Genomic DNA, 20,815 nt, shown 5'->3' with positions numbered 1-20,815 from the left:
GTATCAGCAGGCTCACCGCCCCGCCGGTCACCCAGGGCCTCGTGGTGGACTCCGTACCGCACGGCGCCGCACCCGAGGGGGGCGGGGGACGCTCCCGGGAGGGCGCGCCGGCTGCGCTACATCGAGCTGGGCCCGGCGGGATCGGACGGTTTCGGCGGCTCCCGGGAACGGCCGAAGGCGCCCGCCCGCCGCCGACGAGGAGAACGACAGCCGTGACGCACACCCTCCCGGCCCCTGTCCCGGCTTCGGCGCCGGACCCCGCCGGGGGCCCGGACGCCGACGGCGGGATCCCGTACCTGTGGGCTCGGCTCCGCCTCGTCGAGGAGCGGGTGCGGCGGGCCGTGGACCTGCGGCGCGCCGCCGACCCCGATCCGGACGACCCCTACCGCGGGCAGTACCTCACGCCCGAGGCAGTCCTCCGGATCCTGGACGGCGGACACGGCGGACACGACGCAGGGGCCGGGCACGGCCCCGACCTGCCCACACCCGCCTGCCCGCCGCCGCCCGGATCGCCGCTCGCCGTCCTCACCACGCGCTTCGGGCTCGAACCGCTGGACGTGGACCTCCTGCTGGTCGCCCTCGCCCCGGACCTGGACGCCCGGTTCGAGCGGCTCTACGGCTACCTCAACGACGACCTGACGCGCCGTCGGCCCACCGTGGGGCTCGCCCTCGAACTGTGCGGCCGCGACCACGCCGACACCGCACGCTTCCGGCTCGCCCCCGGCGCACCGCTCGTCGCCGGCGGCCTGCTGGAGCTCACCGAACCCGAACGCCCGCCCCTGTCACGGGTACTGGCCGTACCGGACCGGGTCACCGCCCACCTGCTCGGCGACACCGCACCCGACCCGCACCTGGCGGAGGTGCTCGGCGAAGCCGCCGACGACCCGGCCGCCGACCCCGACGAACTGCAGCGGGCCGCCGCCGCGGCCCTCAGCGGCACCGGCCACGTCCACCTGCGCACCCGCGGCGCAGACGCGGAGGGCCTGGCCGCCGCCGCCCTGCGGGCCCGCGGGCTGGCCCCCCTGGTCCTGGACCCGACCGCGCTGGCCCACCGCGCCCGCGCCCTGCCCGCACTCGCCCGCGCCGCCGCACGCGAAGCCCGCCTGCTGGGCGCCGGGGTACTCCTCGGGCCGCTGGAGGCACTTCCCGAGCCGCCCGCCGAACGGGCCCACGTACTGCGCACCCTGTGCGCGGCCCTGCGCGGCGTCCCCCTCTTCACGCACGGCACGGGCGGCTGGGAGCCCGCCTGGGCGGCCGCCACCCCCGTCTCCCTGAACGTGGCGGCGCCCGACCCCGACCGGCAGGCCGTGCGCTGGCGGCACGCGCTGGAGCGGGCCGCCGCCGCACACGGCGCCACGGGCGCGGCAGGCGGGCCGGGCGAAGCGGCCGGGATCGAGGCGCTCGCCCGGTCCGTGTCCGCACACCGCCTCGACGCCGGGCAGCTGCGGCGCGCCGCCGACAGCGCCTCGCGCACCGCCGCGCTCGACGGCCGTCCCGTCTCCCCCGCCGACCTGCGGGCCGCCGTACGGGCCCAGAACGGTGCAGGACTGGCCCGCCTCGCCCGCAGGGTCGAGCCCGCCGTGGGCTGGGACGACCTGGTGCTGCCCGCCCCCACCCACCGCCGGCTGCGCGACCTCGCGGTGCGCGCACGCCACCGCGACCAGGTCCTCGGACAGTGGGGCATGCGGCCCGGCGGCGGCCGCGGGCGCGGGGTCATCGCCCTGTTCGCGGGCTCCTCCGGCACCGGCAAGACCATGTCCGCCGAGGTGGTGGCCGCCGACCTGGGCATGGACCTGTACGTCGTGGACCTGTCGACGGTCGTCGACAAGTACGTCGGCGAGACCGAGAAGAACCTGGAACGGATTTTCACCGAGGCGTCGGCCGTCAACGCGGTGCTGCTCTTCGACGAGGCCGACGCGATCTTCGGCAAGCGCTCCGACGTGAAGGACTCCCACGACAAGCACGCCAACATGGAGTCGGCCTACCTGCTCCAGCGCATGGAGTCCTTCGACGGCATCGCCGTCCTGACCACCAACCTGCGGGCCAACCTCGACGAGGCGTTCACCCGCCGCCTCGACGTGATCGCCGACTTCCCGGTGCCGGACGCGGCCCAGCGCCGCGCCCTGTGGGAGCGCTGCCTGGGCGACCGGGTGCCCCGGGCCGACGACGTCGACCTCGGCTTCTGCGCCGACCGGTTCGAACTGGCCGGCGGCTCCATCCGGGCCTGCGCGGTGACGGCCGCCTACTCCGCGGCCGCCTCGGGCGCACCCCTGACGATGCGCCAGGTGATGACCGCCGTCGCCCAGGAGTACCGCAAGCTCGGACGCCTCGTCCTGGAGGGCGAGTTCGGCCCGTACCTCGACCAGATCACGGACGTGTGACCCGCGGACGGAACGCGGGGGCGCACCCGCTGCCTGGACGGCCCGGCGGAAGCGACCCCGAGGGCAGCGCACTTGCCCCTGACCCGGTCCGTACGCCCCTGCCTGCCCCGTCGCCCGCGCACGAAGCTGTGACCGGACCTGATTGCAAGCCGTGACGAAGGAGCGAGCATGCCGACGTACCTCACCCCGGGCGTGTACGTGGAGGAGGTGCAGTCCGGTGCTCGCCCGATCGAAGGGGTCGGCACCGCCGTCGCCGCGTTCGTCGGATTCGCCCAGAGCGGGCCCTTCCACGAACCGACGCTGGTCACCAACTGGGACCAGTACACCCAGCACTTCGGAGGCTTCACCCAGGGCACCTATCTGCCCCACGCCGTCTACGGCTACTTCGCCAACGGCGGCGGCGCCGCCTACGTCGTCCGCATCGGCGGATCCGGCAGCGAAGCCGCCGCACCGGCCGCTGCCGGCGCTGTCCCCCCGGCCCGCGCCGCGGAACCCGTCGAACTCGGCGGCTTCCTGATCACGGCACGGCCCGGCGTCACCGGTGTGTCCGTGGAGATCGCCGACGCCGACGGCGAGAACCCGCCCGAGGACCGCTTCAAGCTCCTGGTCCGCCAGGGCGAGCAGGTCGCCGAGACCTACGAGGCCTCCGCCCGCAAGAACGTCAAGGGCTACCTCGTCACCCAGGCGCGCGCCTCCAAGCTGATCGAGGTCACCGAGCAGCGGTCGGCCGCCCAGACCCGCCCCGCCGGCGGGACCGTGGCCCTGCCCGACGCCCCGGTCGCCGCGACCGGCACCGGTACGGTGTCCCGGCTGGACCCGGCCGAGTACGTCGGTGACGCGGGCGCCCGCACCGGCTTCGCCGGTCTGGAGACCATCGATGAGATCACCATGGTCGCGGTCCCGGACCTGATGAGCGCCTACGAGCGCGGAGACATCGACGCGGAGGGGGTGCGCACCGTACAGCTCGCGGTGATCTCCCACTGCGAGCAGATGGGTGACCGGGTGGCCGTCCTGGACACCCCGCCCGGCCTCTCCGCGCAGCAGGTGCGGACCTGGCGCAACGACGAGGCGGGCTACGACTCCCGCTACGCCACCCTCTACTACCCCTGGGTGCGCGTCTTCGACCCGGCCGCCGGCCGCAACACGACCGTCCCGCCGAGCGGCCACGTCGCCGGCGTGTGGGCGCGCAGCGACGCCGAGCGCGGCGTGCACAAGGCCCCCGCCAACGAGGTGATCCGCGGCGCGGTGGACCTGGAGCTGCGCCTGAGCAAGGGCGAGCAGGACCTGCTCAATCCGATCGGCGTGAACTGCGTACGGGCCTTCCCCGGCCGCGGCATCCGGATCTGGGGCGCGCGCACCCTGTCCTCCGACCCGGCCTGGCGCTACCTGAACGTGCGCCGCCTCTTCAACTACCTGGAGGAATCGATCCTCCTCGGCACGCAGTGGGTGGTCTTCGAGCCGAACGACGACCGGCTCTGGTCCAGCATCCGGCGCAACGTCACCGCCTTCCTGACCGAGGAATGGCGCCGCGGCGCCCTCTTCGGCCGCACGGCGGCGGAGGCGTTCTACGTCAAGTGCGACCGCGACAACAACCCGCAGGAGTCCATCGACCAGGGCCGCGTGGTCTGCGAGATCGGTGTGTCGCCCGTCAAGCCGGCCGAGTTCGTGGTGTTCCGGCTGGCCCAGTTCTCCGACAGCACCAGCCTCATCGACGAGTGACCCTCCGGGGCAGCAGCAACAAGGAAAGGTGAAGGACAGTCATGGCAGAGGGCGATGCTCTTTCCACCCATATCTTCGGCGTGCAGCTCGGCGGCTACCTGGTCGAATCCATCCAGGAGATCAGCGGCCTGACCGTCGAGGAAGAGGTCGTCGAAGTCCGCCAGGTCAGCGCGGAGGGCAAGCAGATCATCCGCAAGCAGCCCGGCGCGCGCCAGGCGGGCGAGGTCACCATCACCCGGGGACTCGACAAGAGCAGCGAGTTCACCAAGTGGATCAAGGAGACCCTCAACAACGGTGCCGTCGACACCGCGCGGCAGAACCTGACGATCGAGATCAAGGACTCCACGGGCGCGACCGTCCGCCGCATCCAGCTGATGCAGGGCTGGGCCTCCAAGTGGGAGGGCCCCTCCCTCAAGGCCGGCGAGTCCGCCGCGGCCACCGAGACCGTGACCATCGTGTTCGAGGAGATCATCGTCGAATGAGGCGCCGTACCGTGACCGCGGGCAGCCTGGAGGAGATCCTCCAGGTCACGGCGCCCGCCCAGACCCCGGAGCAGGCGGCGGCACCCCCGGCCGCCGCCGCTCCGGCCCCGCGCGAGGACCACGGGCTGCGGACGGAGTTCGAGTTCGAGCTGCCGCGCGGCTATGTGGACGAGGCGGGCACGGTGCACCGGCACGGCGCGATGCGCCTGGCCACGGCCCGGGACGAGCTGCGCCCGCAGATCGACCTGCGGGTCAAGGAGAACCCGGCGTACCTGAGCGTGGTCCTGCTCAGCCAGGTGATCACCCGGCTGGGCACCGTCACCGACGTGCACGCCGGGGTCGTCGAGCGGATGTACGCGACCGACGTCGCGTTCCTCCAGGACTTCTACCGGCGCGTCAACAGCGAGGGCCACACCCGCGCGGCGGTCACCTGCCCGCACTGCGACGGCGGCTTCGAGGTCGACCTCTCCGGTGGGCGCCTGGGGGAATCGTGACGTACGCGCTCCCCCGGCTCCGGGAGGAGATCGCGTACATCGCCTACCACTTCCACTGGCGGCGCGACGAGATCCTCGACCTGACCCACGCCGAGCGCCAGGACTGGGTCACCGAGATAGCGCGTATCAACACCCGTGTGAACGAAGGCGGTTAGGCAGATGGCATGGCGGGACAGGCTGCGTCGGCGCACCGCCGTGCCGAAGCCCGCGGCCGCGGGGTCGGCGTCGTCGGCCTCTTCGGCATCGGCGTCCGCCGGTCCGAGGGCGGAGTCGGCCACGGCACCGGTGTCGGGGACCGTCCCCGAGGGCTGGGACGGCGGCTGGCGCACGACCACGCCGCCCCGGTTGACCGTGTCGCGCGCGGCCCTCGGCGTCAGCGACGGACTCGCCTTCCGCTCCGGCCTGGCCGCGTGGCGCGACCCGTCGTTCGACACCGGACTCGCCCACGCGCTGCTGCCGTCCGCTCCCGCGGGCCTCGTCCGCGGGGTCGCCCGCCCCGCCACCGCCCGGCCCACCCACAGCGGCGGCCCCCTGCTGCTGCGGGCCCTGCCCGCGGAGCCGGGCCCGGGCCCGGAGCCGACTGCTCCGGGGCACCACACCCCGCAGGTCCCCCGCCGTACGCGTCCCGGCACCACCTCGCCGAACCCGACGGCGTCCGCTCCGGGATCCGCTCCGGGATCCTCTCCGGATGCCGTACGTCCGACACCGGCCGCCGGCCGTGGCGCGGACGGCGGCGCGCCGGGGCCGGTCGTCGCACGAGCCGTGTCCCGGGGTGGCGGCACGCAGCCGTCTCCGTCGCGCGCCACACCCCCGGGCCGGGCGGCGGATCCGCGTCCCGCTCCCGCGCCGGGCACGCCGACTGCCGCGGCGGGCCCTGCTGCACCGTCCCGCGGGCAGCGCCGGGGCGGTCCTGGATCCGGGTCCGGTCCGCTCGGCCTGACGTCCGCGCACTCCCCCGCCGTACTCGGTGCCTCCGCGCCCGCCGTACAGCGCGCTGCCGAGCCCGGCCGCCGGACGGCCTCGCCGGCACCGTTCCCGGTGGTCCGCCGCGTCGCGGTCGTCCCCGGGGCAGGCGCCGAAGGCCGTACCGGCACCGGCGACGGGCACGGATCCAGGGCTGCCTCGTCCCCGGCCGCCCGGCCGGGTGGTACGGGAGAGGGCGGGACCGCGGTGGTCCGGCCGCGCCCCGTCGGGCCCGCCCTCACCACCGCCCGGGTCCCCGCCGCGCCCCGGCGCCGCGTGTCCGCCGTACGGCCTGCGGTGGCGCCGGACACCGCGCCGGGCGGGCCCGTCCAGCGCGCGCAGTCCCGCGCCCCGCTCGGCACCGACGTGCCGACGTCGTCGACGCCGTCGACGCCGTCGACGCCCACGGTGCACCGGCCCACGGAACCCGCGGTGGCCGTGCCGGATCCTGGGGCGCCGGACCGCACCACGGCCGCCCCGGCCATGCCGATGGTCCGCCGGACGGAGCCCGTTGCCGGCGCGCCGGCAGCGGAAACCCCGGTCCAGCGGGTGCACGCCCCCGGTCCGCCCGGCACCCCGCGGACAGGACTCCCGCCGACGGCCGCTCCCCTTCCTCCGGTGCGGCGGCACGCGCAGCCCGAAGCGACGCCCGTGCCGCAGACGCCGGTCCAGCGCATGCCCACCCGAGCACCGCTCGGCGAACCGCTCACCGACCCTGTGCAGACGGCCGCCCCGTCGACCCCTGCCACGGCAGCCACCCCGGGCCCCGCCATGCCCACCCTCCAACGGCACGCGGACCCCGCACCCGGCAGCCCGGCACCCGAAACCCCCGACCGGCGGACACGCACCCGCCCACCCCTCGGCGAACCCCTCGCCCAACTCCCGCCCACGGCAACCCCACAGGCCCCCGCCACCGCGGCCACCCCGGGCCCCGCCATGCCCACCCTGCAGCGACACCCAGCAGCCACGCCCGACGGCCCGATACCGCAGGCCCCCACCACCGCAACCACCCCGAGCCCCGCCATGCCCACCCTCCAACGGCACGCGGACCCCGCGCCCGGCAGCCCGGCACCCGAAACCCCCGACCGGCCGACAGACACCCGCCCACCCCTCGGCGCACCCCTCGCCCAACTCCCGCCCACGGCGACACCGTCCGGGCCGGCCGCCGGGCCGCGCGTGCGCAGCGGTCTCGGGTCGCCCCTGCCCTCGATGCCGGTGAGTGCCGCCGGACGCGCGTCCTCCGGGGCCCGCGGGCACGCGCCCCTGCCAGGTGCGGGCGTGCCCGCCACGAAGCCCCGTACCGGTGCACCGGTCGCGGGGGCGCGTCCGCCCGTACAGCGGGTGGCGGCCGCACCAGGTCGCCCCGGCACGGTCCCGCTGGTCGGCGCCCGGACCGTCGGGGGGACGGCCGCGCCGGGCGCGGCCGCGCCCCGGTCCGTCCAGTTGCTGGCGGCTCGGCCCCTGGGTCTGGGGACCCTCGACGTGGCGGACATGGGAGCCGCGCCGGCCGCGGCCCCCCGCTCCCGCCCGGCCGGCCGGCCCGTGGTCCCGGCGCGCTGGTCCACCCCGTCCGCGGCAGGCCCGCAGGCGCGGCCGCCGCAGATCCAGCGCGCTGCCGGCGGCGGGCACGCCCCGGACCCGGTACCGCCGCACCCCGTACACCCCGTACGCCCGGTACGCCCCGCACGGCCGGCTGCCACCGCAGTCGGCTCCCTGCCGGTGACCGGCCCGCAGGCGCCGCCGCTCGCGGCCCAGCCGGCTCCGGCCGCCGCGGCCACCGGCCGTGCCGCCGCACCGGTACCCGTCGCCGCGCCCGCACCCTCACCCGCACCGGCCCGGCGGCCCGCGCCGCCGGCGCGGGCGGGCGGCCCGCCTGCGGTGCAGCGCGCCCCGGCCGCCCCCGCCCGGCCCGGCGGTGCGCGCGACGCACCCCCGCACGGCGGCGGCGACCTCGACCTGGACGACCTGGCCCGGCGTCTGCTCGACCCGGTGGCCCGCCTCCTGCGCACGGAACTGCGGCGCGGCAGGGAACGCGCGGGCAGGCCCTTCGACGGGCGCCGCTGAGAACACGTGAGAACGAGAAACGGACGGACGACGGACCGATGACGGACAACATCTTCGCGACCAGCGTGTTCTTCCGGCTGGCGATCGGCGGCAACGACCTGGGCGCCTTCCACACCTGCTCCGGCATGGGCGCCGAGGTGGAGATGGAGAGCTACGCCGAGGGCGGCAACAACGGCTTCACCTGGCAGCTGCCCGGCCGGGTGACCTGGTCGAACATCACCCTCACCCGGCCCGTCACCGCCGACACGGCGAAGATCGGCCGCTGGCTGGACGAGACGCTGCGGCGGGTCGAACCGAAGGACGGCGAGATCGTCGCGCTGCGTCCCGACCTCAGCCGGATCATCAGCTGGCAGGTCTTCGGGATCGTCCCCGTCCGCTGGCAGGGGCCGTCCTTCGACCCCGCCGACTCCGCCGCCGCGGTGGAGTCGCTGGAGATCGCCCACCAGGGGCTGCTCCCCTCCTGACCACCCGCCGCCCCGCCACGACCTCCCCGCACCCCCCGTCCCGCTCACCCGTCGCCCCGGAAGGAAGTCCACGGCATGGCCTCATCGGCACGCGCCAGCCGCGCCCGGGCCCAGCTCACCCTCAAGGAACCCCCGGCCTCGGTCGGGGCGAAGCCCGGCGGGACGATCGCCCGGCTCGACCTGCAGTTCAACCCGTCGACCCTGCAACTGGGCAAGACCACCGAGTGGCGTCGCTCCCCGTCCCGCATGGCGGGGCAGTCGGCGCTGCCCGAGTTCGTCGGCAGCGGCCCGCGCACCCTCAGCCTGGAGGTGTTCCTCGACGCCACCGCCACCCACGACAACTCGGTGGAGCAGGCGGTGGAGAAGCTGATGAAGGCGTGCGTACCGACCCCGGCCAGCCTCGGCCGCAAGAAGCCCGCCAGCCCCTGGGTGCGCTTCGAGTGGGGCAGTGCACGCACCACGTCCTTCGACGGCGTGCTGTCGAACCTGTCGGTGTCGTACACCCTCTTCGACGTGGACGGCAGACCGCTACGGGCCACCTGCGCGCTGTCCATCGAGGAGGCCAGCGTCGACCCGCCCGGGCAGAACCCGACCTCCGGCTCACGCACCGCCCGCAGCACCCACACCGTCGTCGCGGGCGACAGCCTGGCCATGCTGGCCTGGCGCGAGTACGGCGACGCGACGGCCTGGCGGGTCATCGCCGAGGCCAACGGCCTGGACGACCCCATGGCCCTCGTCCCCGGCACCGAGATCGTGGTGCCCGGTACGCGGGACCAGCACGGCGAGGAGGAACAGCGGTGAGCGGGTCGGAGACCGGGGGGCGCTCCTTCGCGGCCGACCCCGTCGTGGAAGCACCCGGCGAACTGCCGCAGATCTGGGCGGCGCAACTCGTCAGCTGTGTCGTCGACGAGAACGTGGGCCTGCCCGACACCGCGGTCCTCACCTACCGCGACCCCGACCACGAGTTCCTGCGCGCCACCGGCATCACCATCGGCACCCCGCTGCGGGTGTCGGTCGCGACGGTCAAGGGACTGTCGCGGGAACGGCTGTTCAACGGTGAGGTCACCGCCCTGGAGATCGACCGGGACCGCACCGGCTCCTTCACGGTCGTCCGCGCCTACTCCAAGGCGCACCGCCTCCAGCGCGGCCGCAAGGTGGTCGCGTACCGGAACATGACGGCCGCCGCCATCGTCCGCAAGGTCGCCGCCGGCGCGGGGCTCTCCGTGGGGAAGGTGGAGGCGGCGCCGGTCACCTACAAGCAACTGTCCCAGGCGAACGTCTCCGACTGGGACTTCCTGCAGTTCCTCGCCGGGGAGAGCGGCGCGCACGTACGGGTCGACGACCAGGGGCTGCTGCAGTTCACCCGGCCCGTGAAGGCGTCCGGGGCGCCCGCCCCGTCGACGTCGGCGGTCCGCGACCCGATGGTGCTGGAGTACGGGCGCAACCTGCTCGCCCTGCGGGCCGCGCTGACGGCCGCCGACGGCGCCTCGAAGGTGCAGGTCCGCGGCTGGGACGTGACCACGAAGCGGCCGCTGGTCGCCGAGCAGCCGTCCGTGGTCAGCGACACGGTCGTGCCGGGCCTCGGCCCGCAGACCGCCGCACGGTTCGGGGCGGCCTCCGTGTCCGTCACCGACACCCCTTACCGCACGCAGGCCGAGGCGACGGCGGTCGCGAAGGCCGCGGCCGCCCAGATCAGCTCCGGCTTCGGCGAACTGGAGGCGGTCGCCGAGGGCAACCCGCTGCTGCGGGCCGGCAAACCGGTCGCGCTGGGCAACGTCGGGCAGGCGTTCTCGGGCCGGTACACGGCCACCGCCGTCCAGCACGTCCTGGAACCGCACGGCGGCTTCCGCACCACCGTGTGGGTGAGCGCCAGCCCGGACCGCTCCCTGACGGGCCTGGTCACCGGCGCCAACGCGCCGGGCCGCGGGCCGCGCATCCCCGGTCTGGCGATCGGTGTGGTGACGGACGTCCGCGAACCGAACGGATCCCAACGCGGCGCCGTACGCCTGAAGTTCCCCTGGCTGGACGACACCTACGTCACCGACTGGGTCCGCACCGTCCAGTGGGGCGGCAAGGGCGGCGGCGGCGTGGTCAGCCCCGAGGTCAACGACGAGGTGCTGGTCGGCTTCGAGCAGGGCCTGCTCGACAGCCCCTACGTCATCGGCGGCCTCTACAACGGCGTGGACCAGCCCTCACCGCACGACGTGCCGCTGATCGACGGGACCAGCGGCAAGGTCAACCGCCGGTCGATCGTGTCGCGTTCGGGCCACCGCGTGGAACTGCTCGACGCGGCGGCGCCCGGCCCCTCCGGGCTGCGGCTGGTCAGCGGGGACGAGCGGCTCGAAGTACGCATGGACGACCGCCGGGACCGGATCGAACTCACCGTGTTCGCGGGCCGGGGCCGGCCCCTGACCTCCGTCCTCCTGGACCGCAACGGCATCACGCTCGACGCGCGCAGGGGCACCGTGAAGGTGTCCGGCCGCCAGGTCGACATCGACGGCACCGCCGGCGTCACCATCGGCGGCCGCTCGGTGAAGGTGTCCGGAACCTCCGACGTCACCGTCGACGGGGGCTTGCTCGCCGTCCTGAAGGCCCGCCTCATCCGCATCAACTGAAAGCACCCGCACCGCCGCCGTCCCGCCGCCGCTCCGTCCCGTCCCTTTCCCTCCCTTTCCGTCGCATTCCATTCCGTTCCGTCCCGTTCCGTCCCCGAGGAGCCCCCGATGCCAGCCGCAGCCCGTACCGGCGACCCCACCGACCACGGTGGCCGGCTCGCCACGCCGCCGCCCGGCGCCGCCGCGGCGGTGGCCACGGTGCTGGTCGGCGGCCGGCCCGCCGCCGTCGTGGGCAGCCTGCATGTCTGCGTCGTCCCGCCGCACGCGGCCTTGGGCCCGGCCAATGTGATCGTCCCCAACCCGGCGGCCCTCACCACCGGAACGGTCCTCATCGGCGGCCTGCCCGCCGCCCGCGCCCGCGACCGGACCGCATGCGGCGCGATGGTCCTCACCGGTGCCCCGAACGTCCTGATCGGAGGCGTGTGATGAGCGAGCGGTTCATCGGCCGCGGCTGGGCGTTCCCGCTGCGCGTCGGACCGACCGGCGGGATCGCCATGGTCGAACGCGAACGCGAGCTGGAGGAAGCCATCCGCCTCGTCCTCGGCACCGCGCCCGGGGAGCGGCCCATGCGGCCCGAGTTCGGCTGCGGCATCCACGAGTACGTCTTCGCCCCCGGCGACGGCGACACCGCCGGCCGGGTCGCCCAGCAGGTCCGCGAGGCACTGGAACGGTGGGAGCCCAGGATCACCGTCGACGACGTCGTCGTCGCCTTCGACTCCGTCGAGGCGGGCACCCTCTACATCGATGTGCACTACACGGTGCGCACCACCAACGACCGGCGCAACCTGGTCTTCCCCTTCTACACGATCCCCTCCGAGGAGGGGGCCGAGGAAATGGTCGCGGACTGATGGCCCTGCCCTCCCCCAACCTGGACGACCGACGGTTCCAGCAGCTCGTCGACGAGGCGAAGCGGTACGTGCAGCAGCGCGCACCGGAGTGGACCGACCACAACGTCTCCGACCCCGGCGTCACCCTCATCGAGACGTTCGCCTACCTCGTCGACCAGCTCCTGTACCGGCTCAACCGGGTCCCGGACAAGAACTACCTCGCCTTCCTCGACCTGCTCGGCATCCAGCTGTACCCGCCGTCGGCCGCCACCGCGGACGTCGACTTCTGGCTGTCGGCCCCCCAGCCCGACATCGTCACCCTGCCCGCCGGCACCGAGGTGACGACCGAAGTGGCGACCGCGGCCGGCGACACCGAGGAAGCCGTCGTGTTCGCCACCACCGACGACCTGCGGATCCTGCCCAGCGAACTGACGAAGCTGGTCACCGCGCCCCGCGCCGGCGAACCCGCCGACCGGACCGGCGCGCTCGCCGAGGGCCGCGACATACCGTGCTTCCAGGCATCGCCCGAGCCCGGCGACGCCCTGCTCCTCGGCCTGCCGACCGCCGTGCCGCGGTGCGTCGTCGCGATCCGCCTGGACAGCCGCGTCGAAGGCGTCGGCGTGGACCCGCGCCAGCCCCCGCTGGTGTGGGAGGCCTGGGACGGCAGCCGCTGGCAGCGCTGCGCCACCGACTCCGACACCACCGGCGGCCTCAACCGGCCCGGCGAGATCATCGTGTACGTCCCCGCCGGGCACACCGCGTCCGTGATCAGCGGAAGCCGCGCCGGCTGGCTGCGCTGCCGGGTCACCGAGCCCGAGCCGGGCCAGCCCTTCTACTCCGAGTCCCCCACCGTCCGCGAGGCCGCCGTCTTCACCGTCGGCGCCACCATGACCGTCGAACACGCCGAGCGCGTCGCCGACGTACCGCTCGGCACGTCCGAGGGCGTGGCCGGGCAGCGCTTCCGGCTGGGCCGGCCGCCCGTCCTGCTCGACGGGGAGCCGCCGGTGGTGGAGGTGTCCTCCCCCGAAGGATGGCAGCGCTGGGACGTCGTCGAGCACTTCGGCCGTTCCGGGCCCGACGACCGGCACGTCCGTGTCGACGCCACCACCGGCGAGTTCTCCTTCCCGCCCGTCCTGCGCGAGGCCGACGGCAGCCTGCGCCCCTGCGGCGCCGTACCGCCCAAGGGGTCGCGGATCCGCGTGGCCCGCTACCGCACCGGCGGCGGCCCGGCCGGCAACGTCTCGCGCGGCGCGATCTCCGTCCTGCGCAGCTCCGTCCCCTACGTCGCCCGCGTCACCAACCGCGAGGCCGCACGCGGCGGCGTCGCCGGGGAGACCGTCGACAACGCCAGGCTGCGCGCTCCTGAGGCGCTGCGCATGCAGGAACGCGCCGTGACCGCCGAGGACTACGAGATCCTCGCCCGCCGGGCGGCGCCCTCGGTCCGCCGGGTCCGCTGCCTGGCCGCCACCGACGGCGGGCGCGGGGCCGGCTCCGTACGGGTCCTGGTGGTGCCGGACGCCGTCTCCGACGACGCAGACCCGCACCGGCTCCGCTTCGAGCAGCTCATCCCCTCCGAGCAGGTCCTCACCGCCATCACCGAAACCCTCGACGAACGACGCCTCATCGGGACCAGCCTCGTCGTGGAACCGCCCGTCTACCAGGGCGTCACCGTCGTCGCCCGGCTGTCGGCGCCCGCCGCCGACGCCGACCGGGTGCGCGACGCGGCGCTCACCGCGCTGTTCCGGCACCTCGACCCGCTGCACGGCGGCCCCGACGGCACGGGCTGGCCGTTCGGCCGGCCCGTGCAGTACGGCGAGGTGTTCGGCGTACTGCAACGCGCCGTCGGGGACGTCCTGGTGGAGGACATCCGGATGTTCGCCGCCGACCCCGTCACGGGACGGCGCGGAGCCCCCGTCGACCGCATCGACATCGGCGCGGGCACGCTCGTCTTCTCCTACCAGCACCAGGTGGTCGTGACGGAGCCGGAGGTGCGGGGATGAGCCGGGCCGCCGTACCGGGCCTGCCCAGCCGGTACCCGATCGGCGAACAGCTGCCCGCGCTGTACGCGGACGACGACTTCGCCCAGCGGTTCACGGCGGGCCTGGACACCGTCCTGGCCCCGGTGTTCACGACCCTGGACAACCTGCCCGCGTACTTCGACCCGCGGCTGGCCCCCACCGACTTCCTGGCCTGGCTGGCGTCCTGGGTCGGCGGCTCGGACGACGCAGGCCGGCCGACGGCACTGCGGCGGGAGGCGGTGGCCCGCGCGGTGGAACTGCACCGGTGGCGCGGCACCCGGCGCGGCCTGGTCGAGGCCCTGCGCCTGGTCCTCGGCGTGTCCGCCGACGTCGTCGGCGGCGGCACCGCCGTCTGGTCCCGCACGGCCGGCACCGAACCGGCCCCGGCCTCGTCCGGCGAGGTCCTCGTACGGGTGTGGCCGCGCGGGCCGGGCACCGCGTACGCGGTGGACACCGGCCGCGTCCGCGCCCTCGTCGACACCCTGTGCCCCGTCCACACGCTCTGCCGGGTGGAGATCCTGCCCGGCCCGCCGCCCGCGACCGAAGGGAGCTGACGCCGATGCCCGCCTGCCCCGCCTGCGGAGCGCCCACCGCCCCCACCGACGACTTCTGCCCCAACTGCGGCACCTACCTCAACTGGTCCACCCCCACCCGCCCGGGCTCCGGCACCCCGAACGAGGCGGCTCCGGCCCCCGGCGCCATGACCGGCCCGCCCCCCGGGACCCCGGCGCAGGATCCCGACACCGCGACGGAGGCGGCCCCGAACGGTGGGGCCGCGACCGCTGACGAGGGGGCCGGGGAAACCGTGCGCCGGGACGGCGTACCCGAGAGCGGTCCGGCCGCGGGCGGTCCGGCAGAGGACGACGCGGCGGGTGGCACGCCCCCGGAGAGCCGTGCAGAGGAGACCCCTCGGGCCGGCACGGCCCGACCCGCCCAGGCCTCGACCACCCGCAGGGCCACCGCCCGGCAGAACCCCGACGGAGCCGGCTCCGCCCTGCGGCAGGCCGACCCGGCTCAGGACGACCGCGTCCGCGGGGCCACGACCGGCGGCCCGCCCCAAGGGCCGACCGCCCCGGCCCGCATGGACCCGAACGTACGCTCCCTCCCCGGCCGCACGGCCACGCCCCAGGACACCGGGCCCGGCACGGGCACGGTCCAGGAGGATCCGGGTGCTCGGGCCGACGGCCCGCGGGCCTCTCGGGCCAACGGCCCGGGCGGGACCGCCCGAGGCGGAGCCCTCACCCGCGGCACGACCGACGAGAATGCCCTGCGGGCCACTGAGGACGGCCCCACCGGCGAGGGCGCGCCACGACCCGGTACACCCGGCACGGACCGGGAGGTCACCTCCGAGGCCGTGGCCGGCACGGCCCGGGACGCAGCCGCCCTGAGGAGCGGCGCGGCGGGCGGCTCCGGGCCGGCCACGCCTGCCACGCAGCCCGCGCCCCGCACGGCACGGTGGCTGTCCTGGCTGCGCAGGGTGCCCGCCGCGGCCCTGCCCACAGATGCCGACTTCGGATCCGCGGCGCCGTCCCGAGCGGGCTCGCCCGCCGACTCCCCGTCCGGGGCCGGGCCGGTCACGTCGGCCGATGCCGGATCCGGGGCCGAACCCCGCCCGGGCACACCGGCCGACGGCCGGTCCGGGCCCGGCACATCCGCCGGGGCGGGGTCGCGCCCCGGGGCGGCGGGGGTCGGGCCCGGGCCCGTGGCGCCGGGGCGGACGGCGCCGCCGCTGCCGGCGGTGGAGTCGCCCGCGCCCGTACTGCCCGCCAGGGCGGTCGCGCCGCGCCCCGTCGTGCGCCCCCTGCCCGCCGGCGACGACATCACCGGCGCCCCCTGCCCGGCCTGCGGCACGCCCAACCCGCCCGAACGCCGCTTCTGCCGTCGCTGCGCGGCCCCCCTGGCGCCCACCACCGTCACCGCACCCCTGCCGTGGTGGCGGACCGTCTGGCCGTTCCGCCGCCGCACCCGGGCCGGCTCCGGGCGCCTGGTCCGCTTCCTGGTGGTGCTGGCCGTCGTACTGGCCCTGTGCGCGGCCGCCTTCCTGCTCCTCCCCGCCGGACGCCACCTCGTGGAGGACACCTGCGACAAGCTCGGCAAGGCCAAGGCGGTCACCCCGACCCGCGTCCAGGCCGCCGCCGAGGTCCCCGGGCACCCCGCGACCCACAGCACCGACGGCCTCAGCAACCGCTACTGGGCCGCCCCCGGTCCGGGCACGACCGCCACCTACACCTTCGGCAAGCCGTTCCGCCTCGTCGACGTCATCATCACCAACGGCGCCTCACCGGCCCCCGAGGAGTACGCCGGGCAAGGACGGGCCCTGCGCATCGACATGGAGGTGACGGACCGGGACGGTGCCACGGTCCACAAGAAGCTCGTCCTCAGCGACAAGCCCGGACCGCAGACCTTCCCCCTCGGCATCAGCCACGCCACCACGGTCCGGCTGACCCTCCACGAACCCGCCGGGTCGGCCGAGGGCCGCCCCCTCGCCCTCGCGGAGGTGGAGTTCTTCCAGCGCAGCTGACACCCGCGCCATCCGCCGCGCAGCCCCCGCCCGGCGGCGGCCCCGCCGGACAGCCCCACCAAGGGCCCCGCCCCACGGCGCCGCCGCGACCCTCACGCCGTCAGGACGATCCGCCCCCGCACGCCCGGCGTCGCCAGCCGCTCGTGCGCCTTCGCCGCCTCCGCCAGGGGGAAGGCCTCCGAGACCCGCAGGGTGAGCGCACCCGCATCGGCCAGGGCCACCAGCTCCGCCAGCAGTTCCCCGTCCGGGGCGACCTCCTGCTCCTCGACCCGGATGCCGCGCTCCGCCGCCGGCGCGTGGTGCGGGATCAGCCCGACGTAGACCCCGCCGTCGCGGACGAGAGCCAGCGCGGGCCCGCCCAGGACGGCCGCGTCCAGGACCCCGTCCACCGCGCCGGCCGGAGCCCCGCCGCGCGGGACGAAGGCGGCCGCGCCCAGCGACCGTACGAACTCCTCGTCCCCCGGACCCGCCAGGGCCGTCACCACCAGGCCGGCCCGGGCCGCGAGCTGCACCGCCAGACCGCCGACCATCCCCGCCGCGCCGGTGACCAGCACCGAGGAACCGGGCGCGAGCCCCAGCTGCTCCACAGCGCGGGCTGCGGTCAGCCCGGCCAGCGGCAGCGCCGCGGCGGCCAGGACGTCCACCGCGGCCGGCGCGGCCGCCACCGCGGTGGCGTCGAGCACGACGTACTCGGCGTGCGTGCCCAGCGGCTTCACCGCGCCGTAGTGCAGGCCCACCACCCGGTCACCGCGGCTCCAACCGGTCACCCCGGGACCCGTCCCGTCGATCTCGCCGACGACCTCCCAACCGAGACCGAGCTGCTGCCCGTCACCGCCGAAGACCCCTGCCCGCACCGCGCCGTCCACCGGATTCAGCCCGGCCGCGGCGACCCGGATCCGGACCTGCCCCGCCGCCGGCCGGGGTACCGGGACCTCGGCCAGTTCGACCCGCTCCGGGCCTCCGAAGCCGTTCACCACGGCCGCCAGCATCGTCCGCCCGCTCGTGTTCGCGCTCATCGTCTCTCTCCCCGTTCCGTTCGTGGTCCGTGTGTGCCGTTCCTGATGACCACTAACCTAGGGAGAGGTACTCTCTTTCCGTAAGTACGCACTCCAAGGTGCGTACCCGACCCGGAAGTGGGGACCCATGGCCACCAGCACCGCCGCGGCCCGCCGCGAGGAAGCCCGTGCCGCCTACGACGCCTTCCTCAAGGAGTGCCCCACCGGCCAGCTCCTCGCCCGCATCAGCGACAAGTGGGTCGGCCTCATCGTCAGCGCCCTCGGCGAGGCCGACGACCGCTCCCTGCGCTACAGCGACCTCGGCCGCAGGATCCCGGGCGTCAGCCAGAAGATGCTCACCCAGACCCTGCGCTCCCTCGAACGCGACGGCCTCGTCACCCGCCACGTCACCCCCACCGTCCCCGTCCGCGTCGACTACCGCCTCACCGACCTCGGCAGCAGCCTCGGCCTCCTGCTCTCCTCCGTGAAGGTCTGGGCCGAGAACCACTTCGACGAGGTCAACGCCCACCGCGAGACCTACGACCGGGCCGCGGCCGACTCCTGAGGCCTGCGGAAACCAGGGGCGGTACACCGCCCCCCGATGGCATGCTGACAGGGTGAACGGACCCGGCATTCAGCTCACCCTCGCCCCCGAACTGCGCCTCTTCGCCCCGCCCAGCCGGCGCGCGGACCGCGTCCCGACCGCCACCGACGGCACCTCCAGCCTCGGCCACGTCGTCGAGTCCGCCGGAGTCCCGCTCACCGAGGTCGGCCGCCTCCTCGTCGACGGCCGCGAGGTCCCGGCCTCCTACGTGCCCCAAGACGGCCAGGACGTCGAGGTGTTCGGCGTCGAGCGCCCCCAGCACATCCCCGGCGCCCCGCTCCGCTTCCTCCTCGACGTCCACCTCGGCACGCTCGCCCGCCGCCTGCGCCTCCTCGGCGTCGACGCCGCCTACGAGAACGAGGACATCGGCGACCCCGCCCTCGCCACCCGCTCCGCCGCCGAACAGCGCGTCCTGCTCTCCCGCGACCGCGGGCTGCTGCGCCGCCGCGAGATCTTCGCCGGCGCGTACGTCTACAGCGACAACCCCGACGAGCAACTGCGCGACGTCCTCGGCCGCTTCGCACCCCCGCTCGCCCCGTGGACCCGCTGCACCGCCTGCAACGGGCCCCTCCACGAGGCCGACAAGGAGAGCGTCGGCGACCGCCTGCAACACGGCACGCACCGCTCCTACGACGTCTTCGCGCAATGCGCCGCATGCGAGCGCGTCTACTGGCGCGGCGCCCACCACGCCCGCCTGGAACGCATCGTCGACGAGGCGCTCGTCGAGTTCGGCACCGCCTGATCGAAGCGGCTCAGAAGGCGTAGGCGTCACCGGTGTCGAGGGCCAGCACCACGTGATCGTCGTTCGCGTGGTTCCGGTCGGTCGCACCGCCGTTCCACCACGTGTCCACCTGCACCACCACCTCCGGCACCCGCTCGCGCAGTTCCAGCGCCAGCCCCACGTGCCGGCCCTGCCCGCGCAGCGGCAACGGGCCCGTCTCGCACACCACCTCCCGCAGACCGGCCCGCGCACAGCCCTCCGCCAGCCGCTGCCGGTCCGCCAGGTCGGCCGACAGCCGCACCCGCAACGTCGCGTTCGGCAGCGCGGCCGGCCCGTCGTTCTCCGGGACCAGCCAGACCCTCAGCCGCGACCCGGCCAACGCCACCCGGCCGTGGTACGACACGTCGGCCTCCGGCCCGGCCCCCACCCCACCCGACCCCGCAGCCTGCGCCGGCCCGGGCGCGACCGCCCCGAACGCCAGCAACCCCGCCACCACCACACTCCGTACGGCGACACGGCGCACCGCCACCGCCACCACCTCCTCCTGATGCTGCTGCTCGCGTCGCGCGTTCGCGTCCCACGTCAGACGTCCTACGCCCCACGTCCGCGAACCGCGTCCCGCATTCGCGCGGAGGCTAGCCCTCCCCGGCCCCCGACCAGTGGGACCATCACACGAATGAGGGCGCGCCCACCCCCATCTGCCGTGCGTACCTTTGAGCCATGTCGATCACCCGCTCCATCGCCCTCTTCGCCCTCGCCGCCCTCCTGGAGATCGGCGGTGCCTGGCTGGTCTGGCAGGGCGTGCGCGAGCACCGGGGCTGGGCCTGGATCGGCGGCGGCGTGATCGCGCTCGGCCTCTACGGCTTCGCCGCCACCCTCCAGCCCCAGGGCGACTTCGCCCGGGTCCTCGCCGCGTACGGCGGCGTCTTCGTCGCCGGCTCCCTCGCCTGGGGCGCCGTCGCCGACGGCTACCGGCCCGACCGCTGGGACGTCGTCGGAGCCCTCGTCTGCCTCGCCGGCATGGCCGTGATCATGTACGCCCCGCGCGGCCGCTGACCCGCCCGGCCGCACCTATGCTGGCGGGTGATCGCCCGTACGAACGACCGAGGAGCCCGCACATGAGCACGGCCGCCACCCGAACCGCCGTAGTCACCGGCGCGAGCAGCGGCATCGGCGCGGCCACCGCCCGCCGGCTCGCCGCGGCCGGCTACCACGTCGTCCTCACCGCCCGCCGCAAGGACCGCATCGAGGCCCTCGCCGCCGAACTCACCGAAGCCGGCCACGCCGCGACCGCCCACACCCTCGACGTCACCGACCGCGCCGCCGTCGACGCCCTCGCCGCATCCCTCGACCGCTGCGACGTCCTCGTCAACAACGCCGGCGGCGCCCTCGGCGCCGAGCCCGTCGCCACCGGCGACCCCGCCGACTGGCGCACCATGTACGAGGTCAACGTCATCGGCACGCTCCACGTCACCCAGGCGCTGCTCCCCGCCCTCACCGCCTCCGGCGACGGCACGGTCGTGGTGCTCTCCTCCACCGCCGGCCACGCCACGTACGAGGGCGGCGCCGGCTACGTCGCCGCGAAGAACGGCGCCCGTGTCCTCGCCGAGACCCTCCGTCTGGAGATCGTCGGCCGCCCCGTCCGCGTCATCGAGATCGCCCCCGGCATGGTCAAGACCGAGGAGTTCGCGAAGACCCGTTTCCGCGGCGACACCGAGAAGGCGGAGAAGGTCTACGCGGGCGTCGCCGAACCCCTCACCGCCGACGACGTGGCGGACACCATCACCTGGGCCGTGACCCGCCCCAGCCACGTCAACATCGACCTCCTGGTCGTCCGCCCCCGCGCCCAGGCCTCCAACACGAAGGTCCACCGCGAGCTCTAAGGTCCCACCCCGGCAGATGTTGCGGACCATCACATTCCGCCATGCGTTCGAGTGAACGACATCC

The 20,815-nt window shown here is 75.4% G+C and carries 20 protein-coding genes; 18 read left to right on the top strand and 2 right to left on the bottom strand.

The features are described from left to right. Positions 1–212: 212 nt before the first annotated feature. The 14 genes from IF89_RS0125585 to IF89_RS47850 all read left to right on the top strand — a co-directional run bounded on the left by IF89_RS0125585 (position 213) and on the right by IF89_RS47850 (position 16,548). A complete protein-coding gene (locus tag IF89_RS0125585; RefSeq protein WP_078628500.1) occupies positions 213–2,381 on the top strand; it encodes an ATP-binding protein in 2,169 nt (722 codons plus the stop codon). A gap of 168 nt (positions 2,382–2,549) precedes the next feature. Beyond that, the gene (locus IF89_RS0125580) at positions 2,550–4,100 is read left to right on the top strand and encodes a phage tail sheath family protein (RefSeq protein ID WP_030772634.1); all 1,551 of its coding nucleotides are present in this window, start codon (positions 2,550–2,552) and stop codon (positions 4,098–4,100) included. 41 nt (positions 4,101–4,141) lie between these two features. Beyond that, entirely contained in the window at positions 4,142–4,582 is a 441-nt protein-coding gene (locus tag IF89_RS0125575) for a phage tail protein (RefSeq protein WP_030772630.1), read from the top strand. After that, positions 4,579–5,076, top strand: a complete 498-nt coding sequence (locus IF89_RS0125570) for a zinc-ribbon domain-containing protein (protein WP_030772627.1) — start codon at positions 4,579–4,581, stop codon at positions 5,074–5,076. The genes IF89_RS0125575 and IF89_RS0125570 overlap by 4 nt, the downstream gene beginning before the upstream one ends. After that, on the top strand, positions 5,073–5,231 hold the full coding sequence (locus IF89_RS47100) for a DUF6760 family protein (protein WP_199820559.1): 159 nt from the start codon (positions 5,073–5,075) through the stop codon (positions 5,229–5,231). Before IF89_RS0125570 ends, IF89_RS47100 begins: the two co-directional genes overlap by 4 nt. A 130-nt stretch (positions 5,232–5,361) precedes the next feature. Further along, positions 5,362–8,103 (top strand): hypothetical protein, encoded by a 2,742-nt coding sequence (locus tag IF89_RS0125560; protein WP_030772624.1) that lies wholly within the window; start codon positions 5,362–5,364, stop codon positions 8,101–8,103. Between the two features lie 38 nt (positions 8,104–8,141). Further along, the gene (locus IF89_RS0125555; protein ID WP_030772621.1) at positions 8,142–8,567 is read left to right on the top strand and encodes a phage tail protein; all 426 of its coding nucleotides are present in this window, start codon (positions 8,142–8,144) and stop codon (positions 8,565–8,567) included. Positions 8,568–8,642: 75 nt separating this feature from the next. Further along, a complete protein-coding gene (locus IF89_RS0125550; protein WP_030772618.1) occupies positions 8,643–9,368 on the top strand; it encodes a LysM peptidoglycan-binding domain-containing protein in 726 nt (241 codons plus the stop codon). After that, positions 9,365–11,182, top strand: coding sequence for a VgrG-related protein (locus IF89_RS0125545; protein WP_030772615.1), 1,818 nt, complete (start codon positions 9,365–9,367; stop codon positions 11,180–11,182). Before IF89_RS0125550 ends, IF89_RS0125545 begins: the two co-directional genes overlap by 4 nt. Before the next feature lie 108 nt (positions 11,183–11,290). Next, positions 11,291–11,608: a PAAR domain-containing protein gene (locus IF89_RS0125540; protein ID WP_030772612.1), complete on the top strand. Its 318-nt coding sequence runs from the start codon at positions 11,291–11,293 to the stop codon at positions 11,606–11,608. After that, on the top strand, positions 11,608–12,030 hold the full coding sequence (locus IF89_RS0125535) for a GPW/gp25 family protein (protein WP_030772609.1): 423 nt from the start codon (positions 11,608–11,610) through the stop codon (positions 12,028–12,030). The genes IF89_RS0125540 and IF89_RS0125535 overlap by 1 nt, the downstream gene beginning before the upstream one ends. Next, a complete protein-coding gene (locus tag IF89_RS0125530; protein ID WP_030772606.1) occupies positions 12,030–14,009 on the top strand; it encodes a putative baseplate assembly protein in 1,980 nt (659 codons plus the stop codon). The genes IF89_RS0125535 and IF89_RS0125530 overlap by 1 nt, the downstream gene beginning before the upstream one ends. Next, a complete protein-coding gene (locus IF89_RS0125525) occupies positions 14,006–14,581 on the top strand; it encodes a phage tail protein (protein WP_030772603.1) in 576 nt (191 codons plus the stop codon). The genes IF89_RS0125530 and IF89_RS0125525 overlap by 4 nt, the downstream gene beginning before the upstream one ends. 5 nt (positions 14,582–14,586) lie before the next feature. Beyond that, positions 14,587–16,548: an NADase-type glycan-binding domain-containing protein gene (locus IF89_RS47850; protein ID WP_234327867.1), complete on the top strand. Its 1,962-nt coding sequence runs from the start codon at positions 14,587–14,589 to the stop codon at positions 16,546–16,548. 92 nt (positions 16,549–16,640) lie between these two features. Here the strand turns inward: IF89_RS47850 and IF89_RS0125515 are convergent, their stop codons facing one another. Next, positions 16,641–17,537: an NADP-dependent oxidoreductase gene (locus IF89_RS0125515; protein ID WP_030772596.1), complete on the bottom strand. Its 897-nt coding sequence runs from the start codon at positions 17,535–17,537 to the stop codon at positions 16,641–16,643. 154 nt (positions 17,538–17,691) lie between these two features. Here IF89_RS0125515 and IF89_RS0125510 point away from each other — a divergent pair, with 154 nt between their 5' ends. Continuing rightward, a complete protein-coding gene (locus tag IF89_RS0125510) occupies positions 17,692–18,108 on the top strand; it encodes a winged helix-turn-helix transcriptional regulator (RefSeq protein WP_030772593.1) in 417 nt (138 codons plus the stop codon). Positions 18,109–18,160: 52 nt separating this feature from the next. After that, positions 18,161–18,889: a Mut7-C RNAse domain-containing protein gene (locus tag IF89_RS0125505; RefSeq protein ID WP_030772590.1), complete on the top strand. Its 729-nt coding sequence runs from the start codon at positions 18,161–18,163 to the stop codon at positions 18,887–18,889. A 10-nt stretch (positions 18,890–18,899) separates the two neighbouring features. Here the strand turns inward: IF89_RS0125505 and IF89_RS0125500 are convergent, their stop codons facing one another. Continuing rightward, positions 18,900–19,397, bottom strand: a complete 498-nt coding sequence (locus IF89_RS0125500; RefSeq protein WP_234327866.1) for a hypothetical protein — start codon at positions 19,395–19,397, stop codon at positions 18,900–18,902. A gap of 191 nt (positions 19,398–19,588) precedes the next feature. On the opposite strand from IF89_RS0125500, the gene IF89_RS0125495 reads away from it, so the two are divergent. Both IF89_RS0125495 and IF89_RS0125490 read left to right on the top strand, forming a co-directional pair. Beyond that, positions 19,589–19,924 carry a YnfA family protein gene (locus IF89_RS0125495; RefSeq protein WP_030772584.1) on the top strand — a complete coding sequence of 112 codons (336 nt, stop codon included), beginning with the start codon at positions 19,589–19,591 and terminating at the stop codon, positions 19,922–19,924. Positions 19,925–19,986: 62 nt separating this feature from the next. Continuing rightward, complete coding sequence (locus IF89_RS0125490; RefSeq protein ID WP_030772581.1) at positions 19,987–20,751, top strand: SDR family NAD(P)-dependent oxidoreductase; 765 nt, start codon at positions 19,987–19,989, stop codon at positions 20,749–20,751. The last annotated feature ends 64 nt before the right edge of the window (positions 20,752–20,815 follow it).

It is taken from the genome of Streptomyces sp. NRRL F-2664 (genome assembly GCF_000719345.1).
In the GTDB taxonomy this organism is placed as follows: domain Bacteria; phylum Actinomycetota; class Actinomycetes; order Streptomycetales; family Streptomycetaceae; genus Streptomyces.
The sequence above is the reverse complement of the archived record's forward strand: the minus strand, read 5'-3'. Positions and strand labels throughout refer to the sequence as shown.